This is a genomic window from Geobacter argillaceus, from assembly GCF_007830735.1.
GTDB lineage: Bacteria > Desulfobacterota > Desulfuromonadia > Geobacterales > DSM-12255 > Geomobilibacter > Geomobilibacter argillaceus.
Window position 1 is genome coordinate 135,327 of record NZ_VLLN01000003.1, and the last position, 19,710, is coordinate 155,036.

General features: G+C 58.7%; 21 protein-coding genes. 2 read left to right on the forward strand and 19 right to left on the reverse strand.

Annotated features, from left to right (window positions below; all coding sequences use genetic code 11):
- Positions 1-148: 148 nt before the first annotated feature.
- The 5 genes from cas2 to cas4 form a co-directional block, all read right to left on the reverse strand.
- Complete coding sequence (gene cas2, locus JN12_RS03520; protein ID WP_145018249.1) at positions 149-442, reverse strand: CRISPR-associated endonuclease Cas2; 294 nt, start codon at positions 440-442, stop codon at positions 149-151.
- A gap of 40 nt (positions 443-482) precedes the next feature.
- Positions 483-728 (reverse strand): endonuclease domain-containing protein, encoded by a 246-nt coding sequence (locus JN12_RS03525; protein WP_281287708.1) that lies wholly within the window; start codon positions 726-728, stop codon positions 483-485.
- Positions 729-793: 65 nt separating this feature from the next.
- Positions 794-1,828, reverse strand: a complete 1,035-nt coding sequence (gene cas1c, locus JN12_RS03530; RefSeq protein WP_145018256.1) for a type I-C CRISPR-associated endonuclease Cas1c — start codon at positions 1,826-1,828, stop codon at positions 794-796.
- Positions 1,825-2,688 carry a BRO-N domain-containing protein gene (locus JN12_RS03535; protein WP_145018259.1) on the reverse strand — a complete coding sequence of 288 codons (864 nt, stop codon included), beginning with the start codon at positions 2,686-2,688 and terminating at the stop codon, positions 1,825-1,827. The genes cas1c and JN12_RS03535 overlap by 4 nt, the downstream gene beginning before the upstream one ends.
- 9 nt (positions 2,689-2,697) lie before the next feature.
- On the reverse strand, positions 2,698-3,315 hold the full coding sequence (gene cas4 / locus JN12_RS03540) for a CRISPR-associated protein Cas4 (protein WP_145018262.1): 618 nt from the start codon (positions 3,313-3,315) through the stop codon (positions 2,698-2,700).
- A 76-nt stretch (positions 3,316-3,391) separates the two neighbouring features.
- On the opposite strand from cas4, the gene JN12_RS03545 reads away from it, so the two are divergent.
- Together JN12_RS03545 and JN12_RS03550 are read left to right on the forward strand one after the other, a co-directional pair.
- Positions 3,392-3,634, forward strand: coding sequence for a ribbon-helix-helix domain-containing protein (locus tag JN12_RS03545; RefSeq protein ID WP_145018265.1), 243 nt, complete (start codon positions 3,392-3,394; stop codon positions 3,632-3,634).
- Entirely contained in the window at positions 3,619-3,954 is a 336-nt protein-coding gene (locus JN12_RS03550) for a type II toxin-antitoxin system PemK/MazF family toxin (RefSeq protein ID WP_145018268.1), read from the forward strand. Before JN12_RS03545 ends, JN12_RS03550 begins: the two co-directional genes overlap by 16 nt.
- Before the next feature lie 11 nt (positions 3,955-3,965).
- Here JN12_RS03550 and JN12_RS03555 read toward each other — a convergent pair whose 3' ends face one another.
- The 14 genes from JN12_RS03555 to tgt form a co-directional block, all read right to left on the reverse strand.
- Positions 3,966-5,000 carry a virulence RhuM family protein gene (locus tag JN12_RS03555; protein ID WP_145018271.1) on the reverse strand — a complete coding sequence of 345 codons (1,035 nt, stop codon included), beginning with the start codon at positions 4,998-5,000 and terminating at the stop codon, positions 3,966-3,968.
- Positions 5,001-5,098: 98 nt separating this feature from the next.
- Positions 5,099-5,953 carry a type I-C CRISPR-associated protein Cas7/Csd2 gene (gene cas7c / locus JN12_RS03560; protein WP_145018274.1) on the reverse strand — a complete coding sequence of 285 codons (855 nt, stop codon included), beginning with the start codon at positions 5,951-5,953 and terminating at the stop codon, positions 5,099-5,101.
- Between the two features lie 12 nt (positions 5,954-5,965).
- The gene (gene cas8c / locus JN12_RS03565) at positions 5,966-7,726 is read right to left on the reverse strand and encodes a type I-C CRISPR-associated protein Cas8c/Csd1 (RefSeq protein WP_145018277.1); all 1,761 of its coding nucleotides are present in this window, start codon (positions 7,724-7,726) and stop codon (positions 5,966-5,968) included.
- Positions 7,723-8,406, reverse strand: a complete 684-nt coding sequence (gene cas5c, locus JN12_RS03570) for a type I-C CRISPR-associated protein Cas5c (protein ID WP_145018280.1) — start codon at positions 8,404-8,406, stop codon at positions 7,723-7,725. Before cas5c ends, cas8c begins: the two co-directional genes overlap by 4 nt.
- Positions 8,407-8,428: 22 nt before the next feature.
- Complete coding sequence (gene cas3, locus JN12_RS03575; protein ID WP_246125738.1) at positions 8,429-10,600, reverse strand: CRISPR-associated helicase Cas3'; 2,172 nt, start codon at positions 10,598-10,600, stop codon at positions 8,429-8,431.
- A gap of 126 nt (positions 10,601-10,726) precedes the next feature.
- Positions 10,727-11,275: a transposase gene (locus JN12_RS03580; protein WP_145018283.1), complete on the reverse strand. Its 549-nt coding sequence runs from the start codon at positions 11,273-11,275 to the stop codon at positions 10,727-10,729.
- A gap of 351 nt (positions 11,276-11,626) precedes the next feature.
- On the reverse strand, positions 11,627-12,127 hold the full coding sequence (locus JN12_RS03585; RefSeq protein ID WP_145018286.1) for a rubrerythrin family protein: 501 nt from the start codon (positions 12,125-12,127) through the stop codon (positions 11,627-11,629).
- Positions 12,128-12,230: 103 nt separating this feature from the next.
- Entirely contained in the window at positions 12,231-13,133 is a 903-nt protein-coding gene (locus tag JN12_RS03590) for a cation diffusion facilitator family transporter (protein WP_145018289.1), read from the reverse strand.
- Positions 13,134-13,180: 47 nt separating this feature from the next.
- Entirely contained in the window at positions 13,181-14,896 is a 1,716-nt protein-coding gene (gene recJ, locus JN12_RS03595) for a single-stranded-DNA-specific exonuclease RecJ (RefSeq protein ID WP_145018292.1), read from the reverse strand.
- 95 nt (positions 14,897-14,991) lie between these two features.
- Positions 14,992-15,588: a tetratricopeptide repeat protein gene (locus JN12_RS03600; RefSeq protein ID WP_145018295.1), complete on the reverse strand. Its 597-nt coding sequence runs from the start codon at positions 15,586-15,588 to the stop codon at positions 14,992-14,994.
- A gap of 13 nt (positions 15,589-15,601) precedes the next feature.
- Positions 15,602-16,510 (reverse strand): protein translocase subunit SecF, encoded by a 909-nt coding sequence (gene secF / locus JN12_RS03605; protein ID WP_145018298.1) that lies wholly within the window; start codon positions 16,508-16,510, stop codon positions 15,602-15,604.
- A gap of 12 nt (positions 16,511-16,522) precedes the next feature.
- Entirely contained in the window at positions 16,523-18,124 is a 1,602-nt protein-coding gene (secD, locus tag JN12_RS03610) for a protein translocase subunit SecD (protein ID WP_145018301.1), read from the reverse strand.
- A gap of 87 nt (positions 18,125-18,211) precedes the next feature.
- The gene (gene yajC, locus JN12_RS03615) at positions 18,212-18,529 is read right to left on the reverse strand and encodes a preprotein translocase subunit YajC (RefSeq protein ID WP_145018304.1); all 318 of its coding nucleotides are present in this window, start codon (positions 18,527-18,529) and stop codon (positions 18,212-18,214) included.
- Positions 18,530-18,555: 26 nt separating this feature from the next.
- On the reverse strand, positions 18,556-19,695 hold the full coding sequence (gene tgt / locus JN12_RS03620) for a tRNA guanosine(34) transglycosylase Tgt (protein ID WP_145018307.1): 1,140 nt from the start codon (positions 19,693-19,695) through the stop codon (positions 18,556-18,558).
- Positions 19,696-19,710: the final 15 nt, after the last annotated feature.

Genomic DNA, 19,710 nt, shown 5'->3' on the forward strand with positions numbered 1-19,710 from the left:
TTTCAGCATGTTACTTTGCCAATTCTGCGAACCGGCATGTATCGCGCCTGAGCAAGGCCCTCCAGACTCAACAATCCTCCGTTTTTTACCATAATTTCAAACATCGCGAACATCCCCGCATTCCTGGGTCAGCACCAGGTTCGCGCAATCATACCACCAACGTTTCCTCGTCAAAAAAGACGGTTCTGGTCATGCCATACTCCTCGACCCTCGTTTCCCGCGGCTCGGTCAGACGATAGAGCCGCAGGTTGTCCAACTCAAGCTTGACCTCCTTCAGCAACTTTCGCCGTAATTGTTCATACTTCATCTCGTCCACCTGGCACTCGAACACCGATTTCTGCACCCGCTGACCGTAGTTCTTGCAGACCTGGGCGACACGGCGCAGGCGACGGCGCCCCTCTTTGGTCTCGGTGTTCACGTCATAACAGACAACAATCCACATCACATCCCCTCTCTAATCCCCTCCCCCCTCCATGAGGGGATTATCTCCGCAGAATCACTTCCAGAATCCGCTCAAGCACCGCATCAATTTCCAGCAATACTTCCCGGTTATGAAAACGCAACACCAGCAGTCCTTCGTCCTTCAGACATAGATCACGCACCCGATCTTGTTCGAGATTGTCCGGCTCGCCGTGCTGGCTGCCGTCGACCTCAACGATCAACCCTGCTTCAGGTGCGAAGAAATCCACTATGTATGGCCCAATGGGCTTCTGCCGATAAAACTGCACATCATCCGCTGCGGCAAGAATTGGTCATATATTCCCCCCTTTACAAAAGGGGGGCCAGGGGAGATTTACCCATGAACATACGGCACGTAGGACTCCAGGTCCCCGCGGAGATGGCGCGCCAGCAGCCTTGCCTGAAGAAACGGCAGGAGGCCGATGGGCGACTTTTCCGCCAGCAGCGGATGGTCGGCTTCTTCCTGTTTTCGCTTCTGCCAGGCAGCCACCACCTCCCGGCGCCCCTTTTCGTTCAGGTAGACCGCCCCACCAGGGCGTGGCTCGAAATGGTCGACCGTTATCTGTTTGCGGTTGATCAGGGTGATTGCCAGCCGATCGGCCATGAATGCCCGGAACTCCTCCATGAGGTCGAGCCCCAGCGATGGCCTGCCGGGACGGGGTACATGCAGGAAACCGATCTGCGGATCGAGGCCGACACCTTCCAGGGCGCTGATGCAGTCGTTCAGCAGCAGGGTATACAGGAACGAAATAAGGGCGTTCACCGGATCGAGCGGCGGGCGGCGATTGCGACCGTTCATCGGCAGGGCTTCCCGCTCTTCCGGTTTGAACATAAGTGGAAACACTTCGAAATAGGCAGCTGCCGCCTCACCTTCCAGCCCGCGTACATGATCGGGATCGCGGGGCGTCTTCAGATGGAACAGGGCATCGGCCTGAATATCGGCAGACTTGCGCAGGCGCATTTCTTCGTCCGCCCGTTCCGTCTCGCGGGCGCTGCGCATCAACACATTGCGGGCATTCTTCACCTTGCCGGCGGTCATGGCGGCGGCAAGCGACGTTACGCGCTGCGGATCACGCACCGCGTCGTGCTGGGCCTGCCGGAGCAGCACGTTCCCGCTGGTCTTCCCCACCATCCGGCACTTGAAGCGGCCGTTGCGGTCGAGGATCACCACAGTCCGCCCGTCATCGGCGCACTTGCCGAGAAAAAACGGGCTGATCATCACATTCCCCATGGTGACGATGGAGCCCAGGTGGTGCAGCGGCACCTGAAGCTGCAACGCGCCATTCACCTCCACCCGCACAGTTTCATGATCGAGCGAGAGATAGGCCCCCTGGGTCATGACGTAGAGGGTGTTGAGTAGTTGTTTCATGGCTTGCTCCCCCCTTTAGGAAAGGGGGGCCGGGGGGGATTTCTCAGCCGCTTCCTGCTCTCCGGCTCGTCAAGGTAGTTTTCCGGCGTAACCACCTTTTCCCCGGTCTCGATCTCCAGCTTTTCCCGCGCCTCGCCGGCAATCCGCCCGCCCTTGTGAGCGGCTACCCTGTTTTTCTGAAAGCCTTGCGCATCCTGCTTTCGGGCGATTTCGGTCGTGGCCGCCTCCCCCAGCATGGAAAAGATCAGCTCCAGGTCGTTCATGTGGTCCCGCAGATTCTCCCGCTCCAGCCCCTTGAACTCCTTGTATTCGGCCGGTGTCATGCCGAAGGCGGCCTTGCTGATCTCGGCGGTCAGTATGGCATACTCGGGCGCTTCCCCCACGCCACGGTTCTTCCACTCCTCGGTAAGTTCGGCCCGCACGGCAATGCCGCGCATCCGCTTCTCGATCCAGGCTTCGGAATACCCCTTGGCCCGGTACAGTTCCCGCGTCCTGGCCGTCGACAGCTCCGGGTCTTCAATCTCCTGTACCCGCTCGTACCCCACCTTTGCCAGCCAGCGCTTGAACGGTTCGGCCTTGGGAGAGGGGATAGACTGGATGATGCGGAAGAGGCCTTCTGTGTTGGCGCAGTCGGTTAGGTATTTCTTCCCATCCGCTGCTACCAACTTCAGTCCGTGACAATTTGTCACGACCTCACTTCCTTCCGCATTGAGTCGCTGTTTCAGTTTCCTCCAGTAAGCCCCTGCATCCGCACTTTCAGTCAAAACGCCGCAGACATCCACAACAGAAAACCACCATTCGCCATTGTGAAGTGTCCTACGGATTTCCTTGTTTTGAAACACCACCAGCTTGGTTTCCATTTACCCTCCTCAGACGACAAACAGTTCCCGCGCCGCCCGGCGGCTCCGCTCCTTTTCGGCAACGACTGCCGGCAGGCACGATTCATTCAACGAGCACCCCTCGCACCGCTTATCATTCACCGGCGGCGGCACGAGGCCGTTTAACAACATGTTACCCACGGCATCAGCCACCCGCTCCACCTCGGCCCGCATGGCATCGGTAAAGACGACCTCCCGTCGTTCCCGTGAGCCGTGCCAGTAGAGTGCCCCCTTTTCAACCGGTACGCCGAACATCTCTTCGAGGCAAATGGCCTGGGCGCAGAGCTGCAGAGCTTCGTGATGGCCCTTTCGCTGCCGGCCGGACTTGTACTCCACCGGATAGGGAACATCACCGTGAAACTCCACCAGATCGGCCTTGCCGGTCAGGTTCAACCTGCGGCACCAGATGGGAAGCGCCCGCTCGAAGCGGACACCGGTCGACTCGCTGGACGAAACCTCGTCCACATGCTCATGTACGTCGCGACCCCGCATGGTGTAGAGGTTTTCGTCCCAGACCCGTTCGACATGGATCAAGGCGCACTGGCGCGGACAGTAGCTGTAGTGCTCCAGGGCTGAAAGCATGATCGGATCAGCTTGAGTATCTTCCATAACTCCTCGCAGCGATGGGACCTTGACTCACGCACTGGTATGACATAACATCATACCAGCGAGAGGGAGGTGTTCCATGGCAAAAGCAAAGCTGGCCGTAACGCTCGACGAAAAGACTCTGGCCGAGGTCGACAGCCTCGTAAGGCGCCACCTGTTCCCCAACCGCAGCCGGGTAATCGAGATGGCGGTACAGGAAAAGCTGGCCCGCCTCGGCAAGAACCGGCTGGCAGCCGAGTGCGCCCTGCTCGACCCAACCTTTGAAAAGGCCATGGCCGAGGAGGGGATGGGAGAGGAGTTAAGCGAATGGCCCGAATACTGAGGGGCGACATCCGCTGGGCCGACCTCAACCCGGTGCGCGGCAACGAGCAGGCCGGCCTGCGGCCGGTGCTCATCCTGAGCCATGACGTGTTCAACGCCCGTTCCGGCACGGTCATCGCCGTCGCCATCACCAGCCAGCCGCAACGGGCCGGCTTCCCCCTCACCCTGGAACTCGCCTCGCCCGGCCTCCCCAAACAGTCCTGGATCAAGATCAGCCAGATCCGCACCCTCTCGGTCGAGCGGATCGGCAAGAAGATCGCCGAGGCCAGCCCGGAAGAACTGGTCCGGGTGATCGACGGGTTGAACGAGATCGTGGGGTAGAGCCGCTCTGGTCATTTCTGGCTACCCTTCCGCTTGGACTCAATCGTCTTTATCGCTTCCAGAAAATCCCGATCTACCTGGCGCGGCCGGGCGTCAATCAGGACCCGGTACCGTTCATATTCCACTTCTGCCTTTGCCTTCGCTGTTTCAGTGGAAATCGAACCGGCATGATCCAGCAGTTCATGTTCCGAGAGCTTCAGGAAATCATCCAGCTTTACAATCCAGTCACGCATGGTCATCGGCTTGCGCCGCAATGCCTGGAGTTCGGCGAAATCGATATATGCACTTACAATGCGGTTCAGCGCGTGGAGCTCTTCTTCCGTCAGGTAGTTCTTGGCAATCGTGACATCATCCTTGCGGACGATGCCGCCGGGACGGGTCGTGACAAGTCCCATGTGCGGCTTGGTGGCATCCGCCCGCTGATGGATCACCTCCGCCGCCGTGTGGCCGTGGCAGGCCCAGTGCATCTTGTTCTGCATGGTGGCAAAGAATTGCTGTGATATCTCCGTGTTCGGCGAATAGTCAACACTGGTCGCGTAGATATCGAGTACTTTCTGGTAAAAGCGTCGCTCAGAAGAACGGATATCCCGTATCCGCTCCAGCTGTTCGTCGAAGTAATCTTTCTGGCCCTTGCCCGGCGGGTTTTTCAGGCGTTCGTCATCCATGGCGAACCCCTTGATGATGTACTCCCGTAACCGCTGGGTGGCCCAGATGCGGAACTGAGTACCGCGATGGGACTTGACCCGGTAGCCGACGGAGATGATGACGTCGAGGTTATAGTGAGCAGTGTCATAGGTTTTACCGTCAGAGGCAGTTATCCGGAATTTCCGGATAACTGAGTCAGCCGATAGCTCCCCCTCGGCGAAGATGTTCTTGATATGCTCATTGACCGTCCGCACATCCTTCCGGAACAGGTCCGCCATCTGTTTCTGGCTCAACCAGACGGTTTCATCCTGCATCCGGACTTCGATGCGCGTAGTGCCGTCCTCGGTCTGGTAGAGGAGGAAGTCGCCAGTGGGCGGGATAAGGTCTTTCGGTTTTTTCATATCAATTGCCTTGTAGGGGCGGGGTCATCCCGCCCGATAATCAAAATTCCGTAGGAACGGCCCTGGGTGGCCGCCCTGGGTTTATTGCCAATAGTACCTCATAACCTCTCAATGACCGTCACACCCTGCGGCACATTCTCCTGAGTCGGCACGCAAATATCATAGTGATTGAAACTGCGAACCGGCGACTCCGACGCCTCGGCAGTCACCAGATCGAACAGGTGATGGGCCGGGGCGTTTCCCATTTTCGAGTCATGCTTGAAGATGATCAGCTTCCGGGCCGACATCTGGCCACGGGCGGCCGAGCGGTCATGCTCGAACATATTGACCAGCGACTGCCAGAACAGTTCAAGGTCGTCCTCACTAAAACCGGTCTGACCCGCCAAGGGTGCAGAGATGAAGCCATGGCAACGGTAAAGGGCATAGGGGACAGTGAATTTGCGCCCCATGGTGCGGTTATCCCCGTCCTGCTTTTCAGCTTCGGCAGGGGTTGCTACTGCCATGCGGGTGATGCTGTGCTCCAGCGGCACGATCTGGTCGACGCTGCGGGCAAAGGTCAACTGAACCGGACCACGCACCTGTCCAGCGTTTTTACCAGTTGACATGACAGCACCAAAGGTCCGGACGTCATAGTATTTGCCACACATAAACTGCCTGGCAGCCTCAGTTTTCTCGCCCTTTTCCTTTGCCTTCACATTCTCCTGCTCATGAGCCTCGTCGATAAGGTTGTTAAGGATAGCCTTCTCTTTGACAAAGATGTCATACCCCTGCGTCAGGTCTTTATCCAACTGGACAAAGTTCCGCACCTTCCGCTTCAGACAGACGTCCGTCACCAACCCATGGCCGGTTTCCGGGTCGATACGGGGCAAGTTCCCGGCATCCGGGTCGCCGTTGGGGTTACCGTCTTTCACGTCGAAAAACAGGACAAAGTCATAACGGTTTTGAATAGTCATCGGTATCTCCTCCTATGGGTTCACGTTAGTAGTGGCTTCGTTCTTTTTGAAAAAATCCTGGCGCTGGTGATAGTAGCCTACGGCAAAGCGCCCTTGATCCTGCAGGTTCAGATGGGTAGGGAAATCATCGAGGCCATCCATAATCTCACCGACGATCTTCTCAAGATTAACCGCCCTCCCGCGGTTTTCGAGTTTCGAGAGATGGTGATTTTTCAGTTTCATCAGGTGTGGGAACGCCGCCACCGGCGTTCCCGACGCCGAGCCATAGAACCGGTCCCGGATTGTTGCGTTGATACCAGGGCTCGCCTCCTCCTGAATCTTCTCCAGTACCGCGAAGAGCCGCCCGAGGCGATAGCCCGGATTGGGATTGGTTACATCGAGTGCCATGCCGACCTCCTGTTCGTTTGATTGGTAGTATCGTGCCCCCCGCGCCAATACGGCTTTGATGAGCGCCACGCGAGGGTAGGTTATTTCCCTTTCCGCCCTGCAACGACGAATCGCTGCAGAGAGCAAGGTCTGGGGATAGGGAGTGCCGGCCAGAATCGCCTTCATAAGATCGCCGGACAGATTTGGCGGAATATTCTCGGACTTTCCCTGTAGAGCCGTAGCGACCAGTAAACGAAAAAGGGAAAGGTGTTCGGGCTGATTGGGGCCGTGAACAACAGCGCAATCGTCGAAATGTTGACAAATGTGGCGGGCAGTTTCGCCAACCGTGCCGGCGTGCCAGAAGCGGATGGCGATGCGGGCCGCGTTTGGAGCCAATCCAAGGACGTAAAACGGGGTAAGGTCATCATCCAGCGGCGGCGTACCGGCACGGGGCGAAGCATAAAGCGAACGGACCGCCTGGGTCAACTGATCGGGGTTTTCCTTGGCCGGTTCACCAAACAGGTCGGCAAAGATATCTTCGATATGGTGCTTTTCGCTGGCCCAGAAAATGGTACTGCTGTCTCCAACTTGGATTCTTTGCCGCGAGCCTTTCAGCAACAACGTATTCAGGGCTGTCGTATAGGCAAATTCTGCCTGTTTACCAACCGGAGCGTTCAGCCCCTGCTCTTTGCCGAAGGAACGAAACGCATCAAGATTGAATGAAACGATATTGGCGCCGGAACTCTGCGCCCCCCAAACTCCCTTGATTGACGTATGCAATCGAACCGGCTCATCTTCTACCCCTGAAACAAGACAGACCTGCCTGGAGCAAGGGATATCTCCATCGTTCCTTTCTGCAGTCAGGGCCGCCATAACTGCTGATCGTTCGCAGATCAGGCCAGCATCGTCACTGAGCTTGAATGTCAGCACCACCCCACCTTCAGCAATATCTTGCCATGATGGGTGTTCCTGGAGTTTTGGGTACTCAGAATGTGCCAGAAAATCCAGGACAGCCTTGATCCCATCGTCCGTCAATGCGTCAGGCAGTTCTTCTGCTATCTTCCTGGCAAAGGCGTCCTTCTGCTGGCGAGCAGTTTCCCAAGGGTCTTTCTTCGCTTCCTTTTTCGCATCAATTTTAGGTATGCCCAGAACGTAATTGGGCGTATCCCACAAGAGGTTTGCGGCAATGCCGCTCGTTTTCTTGACCCCTTTGGGAACAGTGAAGATTCTCCCTTGCTTCTTCTTGCCGGTTCCATCCCTGGTATCGCTCAGGCCTACAAAGTTACCAGACTTATCAATCACAATGAGAAAGGGAATCTCTTTCTTCTCAAAGCCTTCCGGAGCAACATCACTGCTTCCTTCTTCGGCCATGCGTCGGTAGTATCCGGCCAGCGCCTGTAGAATCATCGCCGCACCCCCTCGCTGTCATGGGCCGGAATCATCATCCGACCCTCCTTCAGTTCCGCCCTAAAAAACGAGGGGCGGCAGCCGTCGGTGCAGGAGTGGACATGGCCGGGATCCCTGCTGTTATCGTGGCACAGATCGTAGAGCATGAAGCCGAGATCACGCGTCTCGCCAATCGGCGCGGGGATAGGCTGGTCATGGGGGACCAGCGCAAAGCCGGCGGAAAACTCCCGTGTCCCCAGATATGGCTGGTTGAAGCATTTCCCTTTTGATGCCCGGCAGATGAACATCTCCTGGAACTTGATCACATTGTTTCGCTCATCAGGCGGTACGGTCATCTCGAACCAGGCGTGGATGGTGTAGGCGACGTCCCGCAAAAACAGGCCGGCCCGCTGCTGGCGCTGATCTTCGATAAACAGGCCGTTGCTGCGCGGTGACATGACGCTTCCTACCTCATTACGCCTTACCGATTCCCAGCGAATCGGCTTTAGCACGTCAATCCGCTCCAAATGCCAGCGGATGGCCGGCTTCCAGAGAATCGCCTCCAGTACCCCCCAGGCCGCCGACGGCGTCATAACGTCGTAGGAAACCCGTTCCACCTTCATTTCAGGCCGGGTAAAACAAGCGTTGTCTCCCCAGACCTTGAGCCGCATCACCCGGCTTTTGGTGGATGTCAGATCCATACCTTTCCTCCTTTCCCAGTATTCAGCACATCAGCTCATCAGGTTCGTACACGATAGATTTATCCGGGCAGAAGCCCAATTCCCGGTGATACAGCGCCCCATGCCCCTGCACGAAGATACCGGGGTGCGGTTCCCTGATCGCCCCCTCGGACACCAGCCGCCGGTGCAGCCAGCGTGGCAGGTTGACCACGGACCGTTGGAGTTTGCGGAGCAACCAGCGTTCCGGCCCCTGGTGCTCCAGCAGGGCCAGCAGTTCGTCATTCTCGAACTGAACGATTACCGGCGCCTGGGCAGTTTCGTCTATCAGCTGAAACTTGCGAGCCGCAGAACGGAAGCTGAACCTGAGTTCCGGATCGTTGCGCAACAGCCCCATGATGTTTTCCTTGTCGAGACGACTCCCCTGCATCCAGTAAAACTCGCGGAAGAACGCTTCGAACTGCTGGACGGCCAACGGATCGCCGTCGCTGTCAGCCAGCAGCCGCATGCCGATCTCCGCCGCCTGGCGCAGATGTCCCGCCGGGATTCTGGATGGTGGCATAAAAACGAAGACGTCACCCCTCTCCCGTAGCCCTTCCCGGTTACAACGCCCGGCGGCTTGGGCAATGGAGTCAAGCCCGGCGGCGGCCCGGTAGACCACCGGAAAGTCAACATCTACACCGGCCTCAACCAGTTGGGTGCTGATGACACGGGTCGGTCGCCCCGAACGCAGCCGCGCCTTGATCTCCCTGATCCGCTCTGCCCGGTGAGCACCGCACATTAGCGCCGACAGGTGAATTGTTCCTTCCGGCATCATCTCCCACAAGGTTCGCGCATCGTTACGCCGGTTGACGATGCAGAGAGCGGAATCATGCTGAATAAGCTCGCCGGTCAACTCTTCCCAAGATATGGGTGCAAAGTTGCGTAAAGGGTGAATGCTCGTTCGCTGCAGCGCGGTCTGCAGCCCCTGCGGGTCGGGCATGATTTCTGTGATGCCCGGAATCCCCTTGAAGTCAAAATCTCCGGACCTGTGCGGTCCAAGGGCCGGCTGGGTGGCCGTACAGAAAAGAACTGTAACACCATAGTTCTTCTGAAGCTCCTTGAGCGCTTCGAGAATCGGAGTGAGAAAATCGGGAGGCAACAGCTGGGCTTCATCCAGAATGACAACACTGTTAACGATATTATGCAGTTTGCGGCACCGGCTTGTGCGGCTGGCAAAGAGCGATTCGAAAAATTGCACAGTCGTGGTCACGATGAGCGGAGCATCCCAGTTTTCAGCTGCCAGGCGCAATCGGGAGGATTCCTCCTCATTGTCCTGACAGGCGACATTGCTGTGGTGCTCCACTACGGCATCACCAAAAATCTGCCGGAACTGGTCAGCAGTCTGTTCAATGATGCTGGTGTAGGGGATGACGTAAATAATGCGCCGTTTGCCGTGAACACTGGTATGGTGCAGGGCAAAGGCCAGCGAAGAAAGCGTTTTGCCGCCACCGGTCGGCACGGTGAGCGAAAAGAAGCCTGCTGGCAATACTGCGGCATCGATGCAGTGGTGAAGAATTGCCTTTCGTCTCGTGTTGACCGGCGTGGTGGGAGCCACAGCTTCTTTGGTTTTCATGAACGAATCAAAAAGCGGGAGAAGTTCGTCAATGCCGGGGAAACCGCTCCGTACCGTAGTCTGCTGTTCATCGAAAAAGGCTTCCGTGTCAAGAAAGTCCGCATCAACCAGACAGGAGAACAGCATCCGAATCCAGAGTGAAGCGGCAAGCTCGGTCACCGGAGGTTTGGGCCGTTCTGTCGGCAGTGTCTGACGAAGTACACCGTAAGGAACAGCGACATTCTGCAGACGCTCCAGCAGTTCAGTTCTGGCAAGCCGCTGTGCCAACGCAGCACCGGCTTCCTCATCGCTCATCCAATCGGGCAGTCCGGCATGGTGGCCGGCAATGAGGTAGGCAAGAACCCTCCCCATTTTGCCAAGCTGGGCAATGGAGTACTGTGCGCCAACACTGGAGTGATCAGTTCTACCCCCGGCCGCACGGATATACTGCTGGAATTCAGCTGAATACTTCCCGAGATCGTGCCATATGGCAGCCAATCGCCCCCATTCGGCACACCCAAACTCAGCAGCAAAACCGGCTGCAAGCTCAGCCGTTCCTCTCAGATGCTCTTCAAGCCCATGAACCCGGCCTTCTTCCGAAAGATGGGCAATCTGTTTATCCATCATCCCCCCACAATCGGGCGAACACATGGGTTCGCCCCTACGAAATCAACATCAACATCGAGCGGGGGAACCCCGCCCCTACACCAGGCCCCGAAACGGTCGGACACGGGGAATCGCCCTATGTTATCAACCGGTCGAACTCGGATGCTCCGGGTTTTCCTCGTCATCGGCCCATTGTTGCGGGTTGGTGGCGATGTATTCCCGGATGGCGGCCAACTCCGCATCATTCCGGACGATCCGTTCGTAATAATTGCGCTGCCAGACCGGAACACCCGGGTTGTCACGCATCTGGTTAACCTGCTTCGTCGTCTGGTATTTGAAATACCCGACAACCTGCCCAAGGGTCGCCCTCCGTGTGATTGCCATATTCAAAACCGGGCGGGGAAACCCCGCCCCTACTACGTTGTCGATAAAAATGAGCCCATGGAAATGGTTCGGCATGACCGTGAATACGTCCAATGTCACCTCCGGAAAATGCTCTGGCACCTTCCGCCACCACCACTCCGCCACCATCCTACCCGCGTCGTTCAACACTATGGCGCCGTCGACGATCCCGCCGAACAGACATTCCCGCCCCTGTGCGCACACCGTCACGAAATACGCGCCGGCCGCGGCATAATCGTAATCCCGCAGACGAATGGAGCGGCGATGATGAATTCCCGGAACGTATCCCATGCTGCCCTGTGGTGCCCTTTATCCTGTTTCTGTCCTGCAAGCATGCTTGTCCAAGCCATGCACCCGCCCATCCTTCTGCCACCCGCCACCATCTCCATCAAAGGCCACAGATTTCCGGCCAACAAGCAACCATCCCGACAAAGCTAGCAAAATTGCTAGCTCAGCACATTACACACCAGAAATTCTACCACATTTACCGACCCAAATTAACCATCTCGAAAATAATTTTCATACAAACACAGCTCTGTGTCAGAATATGTCATAACAAAAACCGATTATTGAAAAAGGAAAAACCGCCCAGTCAAACGACATGGGCGGCTTTTCCTTCCAACCAAAATGTGCTACTGACGGCTACGAAACCTTGAAGAACACACTCCCCTTGGCACCGCAGACGACGCAGGATTCCGGCGCTTGCCTCTCGACGGTGTGGCCGCAGACCGGACAGAGATAGTAATCGTACGGCTCGCCTTTGGCATCCAGCGACTCCAGGGCCTTCTGGTACAGGCCGGCATGGACCTTTTCCACTTCGTTGGCATACTGGAAGGAGCGAAGAGCCTGCTTGTCGTCCTCGGCCTGGGCCTCGGCGATCATGGCCGGATACATGCTCTTGAACTCATGGGTTTCGCCGGCAATGGCCTCCTGGAGATTCTCCCTTGTGGATTTGACCCCGTCCAGCGCCCGCAGATGGCTGTGAGCGTGTATGGTCTCCGCCTCGGCAGCAGCCCGGAAGAGCCTGGCCGCCTGGGCAAAACCCTCTTTGTCGGCCTGCTTGGCAAACGCCAGATATTTGCGGTTGGCTTGTGACTCACCGGCAAAGGCTTCTTTCAGGTTCTGTGTGGATCGTTCTCCCATCGGGACTCCTCCTCTGAATGATATTTTGTTGCAGGATACCCGTTTTTTGCCAACAGTCAAGGCTGATGGGGGCAAAATCGCCTGCACCGCCCCTCACTGCCTTTTACAGTCTGATCAGATCCTCATGCTCAGGATCGTCATGGGGGTTGATGTGGATCATCACGTCACCCACATTGGGAAACCGCTCGAAAATGGTTCGTTTCACCTCCGTAGCTATGCAGTGGGACTCCTTGACGGTCATATCGGGGTCCATCTCCAGCTTCAGGTCGATGATCAAGTACTGGCCGGAGCGGCGCCCCCGAATCTCGTGCACGTGCTCTACGCCGGCAACCCCTTCGGCCAGCCGCGTGACGGTCACCAGCATCTCTTCAGGCGGCTGGGCGTCCATCAGGTCGTGGGCCGCATTGCTGAAGGTTTCCCAGCCGATATGGAAGATGAACAAGGAGGTAAGCCCGGCAGCAACCGGGTCCATCACCTGAAAACCGAAAAAGGCGCCGGTAACGCCGATCAGGGTAGCGATGGAGGTCAGGGCATCCTTGCGGTGATCCTTGGCAATGGCCAGCAGCGCCGGACTCTCCAGATCCCGCCCGACCCGGACCGAATAACGATACAGCGCCTCTTTAATCCCGATGGTCACGAAGGCGGCAGCCACTGCCAGAAGCTGCGGGGTCTGGTAGGTGGCATCGACGACGGTATGCACCGCCTGGACCAGTATCCCGGCGCCGGTAACAAAGATGACGAGGGAGACGACGATGGCGGCAATGCTCTCTGCCTTGCCGTGGCCGTACGGGTGCTGCTCGTCGAACGGCTTGCGGCCGATCCTGAGGGCCACCATGGTGGCGAAAATGGCCACGAAATCGCAGGCACTCTCCACGCCGTCGGCGAATACGGCCTCGGAGCGACCGAAATGGCCGGCACACAGCTTGACCACCATCAGGACGGCATTGACCCAGAAGCCAATCTGCATCGCCTTGTCTGCCCGACCGAAACGTTCCTGTCGTTGCATGAGGTATTCCTTTACGACGTCACCAGTCACGAATGACCGGTAACGAGTCACGGATTCTTCATATCCCTGATCTTCAGTTGGACCGCTGTCCTGCCGTTCCATTCGTTGAGCTGCGGGGAGCAGACCAGATCCAGCGTTTCCGCAGTGGCAGGATGACCGGACATATTGAAGGCGATGGCCGACAGAGAATAGCCACCGTAGCTGAGCGTCAGGCGCAGATGCCCGCCTTTGAGCTCGCGGCGGTTCTCGACCCGGGCGCCCCGCACAAGGAACAGCGGTTCGGAATTGCCGATGCCGAACGGCGCCAACCGCTCCAGTTCCCGGACCAGTTCCGTTGTAATCTCCGCCGGCTCCAGCACCCCTTCCAGCGTCAACTCCGGCATCAGGTCGTCAGGAGTGAGCAGGCCGGCAGCAACCTCGTCAAAACGCTCCACAAAGGCGGCCAGGGTCGATTCGTCGATAGCCAGCCCGGCTGCCTGCCGATGCCCGCCGAACTTGAGCAGATGATCGCTACAAGCGGCAAGGGCGTCGCGCAGATGAAACGCCGGGATGCTCCTCCCCGACCCCTTCCCGTTCCCGTCCTGGAGCGCGATCAGCACCGTTGGCCGGTGGTAGAGTTCGACGATCCGGGAGGCAACTATGCCGATCACACCGGGGTGCCAGTCGGGCGAAGCGAGTACAATGCTGCGGCGCCCGTGCATGGCCGCGTCTTCCCGCACCAAGGCCAAGGCGTCCCGCAGGATCTCCTGTTCCAGTTCCTGCCGTTCGCGATTGCCGGCATCCAGTTCGACGGCCAACTCCCTCGCCCTGATCGGGTCGTCCGTCAAGAGCAGTTCCACTCCCCGGGCCGCATCATCCAGCCTGCCAGCAGCGTTCAACCGTGGGGCGAGACGAAAACCGACCGCCCCGCAGGTGACCTGACCATTGACTCCCGCAACCTCCTTCAGGGCCGTGATCCCCACCCGGTGGGAATTGGTCAGCTCCTGCAGGCCGTACCGGGCGATGATCCGGTTCTCGCCCACCAGGGGGACCAGATCGGCGATGGTGCCGAGCGCCACCAGGTCCAGGTATTGCCGCAGGTTCGGCTCCCCGCCGCCGGCATAGACCCCCTCTGCCCTCAGCCTGGCACGCAGGGCCACAACCAGCTTGAAGGCGAGCCCCACACCGGCCAGTTGCCGAAACGGCGCGCCGCACCCCGGCTGGAGCGGGTTGACCACGGCCACGGCAGACGGGATTTCCGGTCCGGGCATATGGTGGTCGGTGATGATCAGGTCAAGACCGTTCTCGGCACACCAGCGCGCCTCATCGACTGCCGTTATGCCGCAGTCGACGCTTACCACCACCCGTGCCCCGCTTTTCGCCACCATGACCAGGCCGTCGCGGGAGAGACCATACCCCTCGTCCATCCGGTGCGGAATATGGTAGCTGCACGGGATGCCGACCCGGCGGAAGAAGTCCATCAAAAGTACGGTCGAGGATACACCATCAACGTCGTAGTCGCCGTAAATGCAGACCTGTTCCCGCTCTTTGCGGGCAGTGACCAGACGATCGACCGCCTCGGACATGCCTGCAAGGAGAAACGGGTCGTGCAGACCGGCAAGGGCCGGCTCGAGAAACGATCCGGCAGCAGCCGGCTCGGCATATCCCCGGTTTGCCAGTACCGTCGCCACGCTCCGCCCTACGCCAAGTTCGCGGCAGAGTTGTCCGACTACGGTTTCTCCAGCATTTTTAAGTGTCCAGCGCCGCTCTATGACCGGATGCACAGGTGATTGACTCCTCTTTCGGGACTCGTGGCTCGTGCAGATCAGCAAAGGTCGCAAAGAAAAAATCCCCGCCTGGGCGAGGATTTTTTCTTCCGTTACTTCCAGCCTCCCTGCGGTGGGCCACCGCCGGCCTTCAGCTGCTCTATCATGGTCTTGACCTGCTGCCCCTGGGGACTCAGGGGGTCCATCTTTACGTAGCGCTCCCAGATCTCAATCGCCTTGGCAGGCTGTTTCAGGTCGTTTGCATAGACAACACCCAGGTTGTACAGGCTCTGCAGATGCTTGGGATCGATCTCCCCGGCTTTCTCGAAGTTGGCGATCGCCTTGTCGAACAGCCCCATCTTCCGGTACATGACCCCCTGGTCGGTCAGGATATTGGGGACATTCGGGTTGTTCGGCTCCAGCTCCAGTGCCTTGCCATAGGCATTGACCGCCTTCTGGGACTGTTCGGTGTCGAAGTAGTCGTTCCCTAACTGGAGCCAGACCTGGTAGTTCTTTGGGTCTCCGGCCACGATTTTTTCCGCCTCGGCAATACGCGCCTGGTAATCGGTGGGGGAACCGGCCCCCATGGGGACACCGCCACCGGCAGGCACGGCGGTCTTGTTCTTGTTCACGACCCCCAGGACCAGGACGGTCCCCAGGATGCCGATCAGCAAGGCTATCACCGCATACAGGATATTCTCTTTGCTCACGGATTGCTCCCCCTTAAGCTTTTGCCCTTACTGCCCGCTCTTCCCAGAGGGAGACGATCGGGCTCGCAACAAAAACGGATGAATAGGTCCCGACCACGATGCCGATGACCAGGGCAAAGGCGAAGTCGTGAATCACCTCGCCGCCGAAGAGGAACAGTGAGCACGCAGCCAGAAATGTGGTAAGGGAGGTGACGATGGTCCGGGAAAGGACCTCGTTGATGCTCTGGTTGAATATCGTGAACATTGACCCCTTCAGGTTCTTGTGCAGGTTTTCCCGTATCCGGTCGAACACGACGACCGTGTCGGTCAGGGAATAGCCGGCAATGGTCAGGACCGCGGTGATGAACAGGAGGTTGATCTCCTTGTGCATGACAAAGAAGACGGCAAACATGGCCAGCACGTCGTGAAGTGTGGCGATGGTGGCGCCAACCCCGAACTTGAAGTCGAAACGCCAGGCTATGTAGATGATGATCCCCAGCATGGAGATGGCCACGGCCACCAGCGTGTCCTTGCGGAGCTTGTCGCCGATGGAGGGACCGATCTCGGTGGAGCTCTCAACCACAAAGGCGTTGCCGGGAAATTCCTTCCGGAAGACGTCCTCAATGGTATCAGCAGCCTTGCCGGTCGCCAGGGTCGTCTTGCCCACCTTGATGAGCAGTTTGTTCCCCTCCTTGATATCCTGGAGGTTGGCCTCTTTCAGGTTGTGCCTGGCCAGGGCAGCCCGGGCCTGGTCGATGTGGACCGGCTGGGTGAACTTGAGCTGGACCGAGGTCCCGCCGGAAAAGTCGATCCCCATGTTGGCCGTGCCCAGCGCCACCTGGATGATGCCGATGAGCCCGGCAATGGCGATGATGCTGGAGATGACGAACGAGATCTTCCGCTTGCCGATGAAATCTATGTTGGTTTTCTTGATCAGTTCCATGAATGGCCCCCTCTAAATGCTCAGCTTCCGTACCCGGCCGCGGCCAAGGAAGAAGTCGAAGACCACTTTGGTTGCCAGCAGGGAGGTGAAGAGGTTGATGATGATACCGAGGCTCAGCGACACGGCAAAGCCCTTGACCGGTCCGGTACCGAACTGGAAGAGGACCGCGGCGGTGATCAGGGTGGTGACGTGGGAGTCCATGATGGTCAGAAACGCCTTGTCATACCCGGAGTCGACCCCGGCCTGCGGTGTCTTGCCGAGTCTCAGCTCCTCCCTGATCCTCTCGAAGATAAGGACGTTGGAGTCCACCGACATACCGATCAGGAGCACGATGGCGGCAATGCCCGGCAGGGTGAGGGTAGCGCCGAGGGCCGACAGGGAACCCATCAGGTAGACGATGTTGAGGATCATCCCCAGGTTGGCGACCAGACCGGACAGTTTGTAGTAGATGGTCATGAAGATCACCACCAGGGCCACGCCGATGGCGCCGGCGATCAACCCCTTGCTGATGGAGTCCTGCCCCAGGGACGGACCGACGGTCACGTTCTGGATGATCTTGACCGGCGCGGGCAGCGAGCCGGCCCGCAGGACGATGGCCAGGTCGGCGGCGTCCTTTTCGGTGAAGGAGCCGGAGATCTGGGCGCTACCGCCGGAGATCCGCTCCCTGATGACCGGGGCGGAGTAGACGGTATTATCCAGGACAATGGCAAACCGCTTGCCCACGTTGGCGGCGGTTACCTGATCGAACAGCCGGGCCCCGGTGGAGTTGAACTCGATGGCCACGTACGGCTGGTTGAACTGGGAGTCGATCCTGACCTGGGCGTCGGTCAGCAATTCACCGGTGATCATCGCCTTCCGCTTGACCACCAGCGGGATCTCGGTCACCGCGCCGGTGGTCTGGTCGGTTCTCTTCTCCGTCAGGAGTTCTTCGTCCTCTGGGATAGTGCCCGGGGTGGCCGTGGCAGCGTTTACGTTCTCGTCCACCAGCTTGAATTCAAGGCGCGCCGTCTTGCCGATCAGCTCGATGGCCCGCTTGGGATCCTTGATGCCGGGAAGTTGGACCACCACGTGGTTGATCCCTTCACGCTGGATGACCGGCTCCGAGACCCCGAACTGGTCGATCCGGTTACGGATCGTCTCCAGGGCCTGGGCAACGGCCTTGTCCTTCCGGTCCTGGATCACCTTTTCGTTCATCCGCAGCTGGAGGTTGATGAAGCCCCCCTCCTCGGTCTGCGGCAGCAGTTCCATTTCCGGGTACTTCTTCTTCACCAGTTTCTGGACCTCTTCGCTCGACCCCTTGTCATACAGCGAGAGCTGAATCCGGTCGCCGGCAACCCGACCGATCCGCTTGAACCGCAGATTTTGGGCAGTGAGGGAATCCTCGAGATCGGTGGCAATCAGGTCCAGTGCCCCATCGACCGCCTTCGGCGTGTCCACTTCCATCACCAGGTGGGTCCCCCCCTGAAGGTCGAGACCCAGGTGGATCTTGTCCTTGGGAAGCAGTCCGCTCCACCATGATGGCAGTTTGGGAACCAGGGTCGGCACCATGTAGAGAACCGACAGGAAAAGGAAGAGGATTATCAGGCTGGCGCGCCACGTAAATCCTTTCGCCATGCTGGGTACTCCTTTCAGAAGGAATACGGGCACGACACGCCCGCATCCCGGTAGTAACAGCTGCCGGCAGTCAGTGCCGAATGAAAACTACTTGATGACCACCCGGGCGATATGCCCCTTGTCCACCTTGATATTCACACCAGTGGCCACTTCCAGGGTGACGACCGCCTCGTCGATGGCAGAAACCTTGCCATGGACACCGCCGGCTGTGACTACCTGGTCACCCTTTTTCAGGGCGTCAAGCAGGACCCGGTGCTCCTTGGCCCGCTTCTGCTGGGGCCGGATGAGCAGAAAATAGAAGATGCCGAACATGAAGATCAGCGGCACGATATTGAGAAGTGCCGACTGCCCCCCTCCTGATGCGCCACCCGGGGGGGTCCCCATTGCGAATGCCAAACCGAGCATAGATGAAACCTCCGTTGTATGTAGTGTTACAAGCTGTCTGCCCTGAGCCCTGAGCCTTTAGCGTCCTGCCGCTTCGCGTAGAACTCCCGGCGGAACTCGGCAAAACGGCCATCCCCGATGGCCTGGCGCATCTGTGACATCAGGTTCAAATAGTAGTGCAGATTATGCCAGGTGTTCAGCCGTGAAGCCAGAATCTCCCCGGCACGGTACAGGTGGCGCAGATAGGCCCGGCTGAAGGTGCGGCAGACATAGCAGTCGCACTCCGGGTCCAGCGGCCCCTCATCGGCCGCATACTCCCCCCGCTTGATGCTGACCCGGCCGAACGAGGTGAAGAGCATGCCGTTTCTGGCGTTTCTGGTCGGCATGACACAATCGAACATATCATACCCTGCAGCAACCGCCTCCACCAGATCTTCGGGCGTCCCGATCCCCATGACGTAGCGGGGCTGGTCCTGCGGGAAAAACGGCGCCGAGAAGGCCATCACCTCGCGCATCCGCGCCTTTTCCTCTCCGACCGACACCCCCCCCAGGGCGTACCCGTCGAAACCGATCTCCCGGAGCTCCTGAACGCTCCGCTCCCGCAGCTCGGGAAAAAGCCCCCCCTGCACGATGCCGAACAGGGCCTGGTCACTCCGATGGTGCGCCTCCCTGCAGCGCCGTGCCCAACGGGTGGTGAGCTCCAGGGACCGGCTCACATAGGCGAAGTCGCCCGGCTCCGGCGGGCATTCGTCAAAACACATGATGATGTCGGCACCCAGCGCCTCCTGCACGGCAATGGAACGTTCCGGCGTCAGCAGGTGGTACGAACCGTCCAGGTGGGACTGGAACCGGACCCCCTCCTCCGTTATCTTGCGCAGCTCTCCCAGGCTGAACACCTGGAAGCCGCCGCTGTCGGTCAGGATCGGACCGTCCCAGGCCATGAAGCGGTGAAGCCCGCCCAGACGCGCCACCAGCTCGTGGCCGGGCCGAAGATACAGGTGATAGGTGTTGCCCAGGATGATCTGTGACCCGACCTGGCGCAGTTCGTCCGGGGTCATTGCCTTCACGGTTCCCTGGGTTCCCACCGGCATGAAGATGGGAGTTTCGATGGTCCCGTGGGGGGTTGTCAAAGAGCCGAGCCGGGCGTTGCCGTCCTGCCTGATGAGCGTGAACTGTATGGCTGACAAAGACTGTCTTTCTCT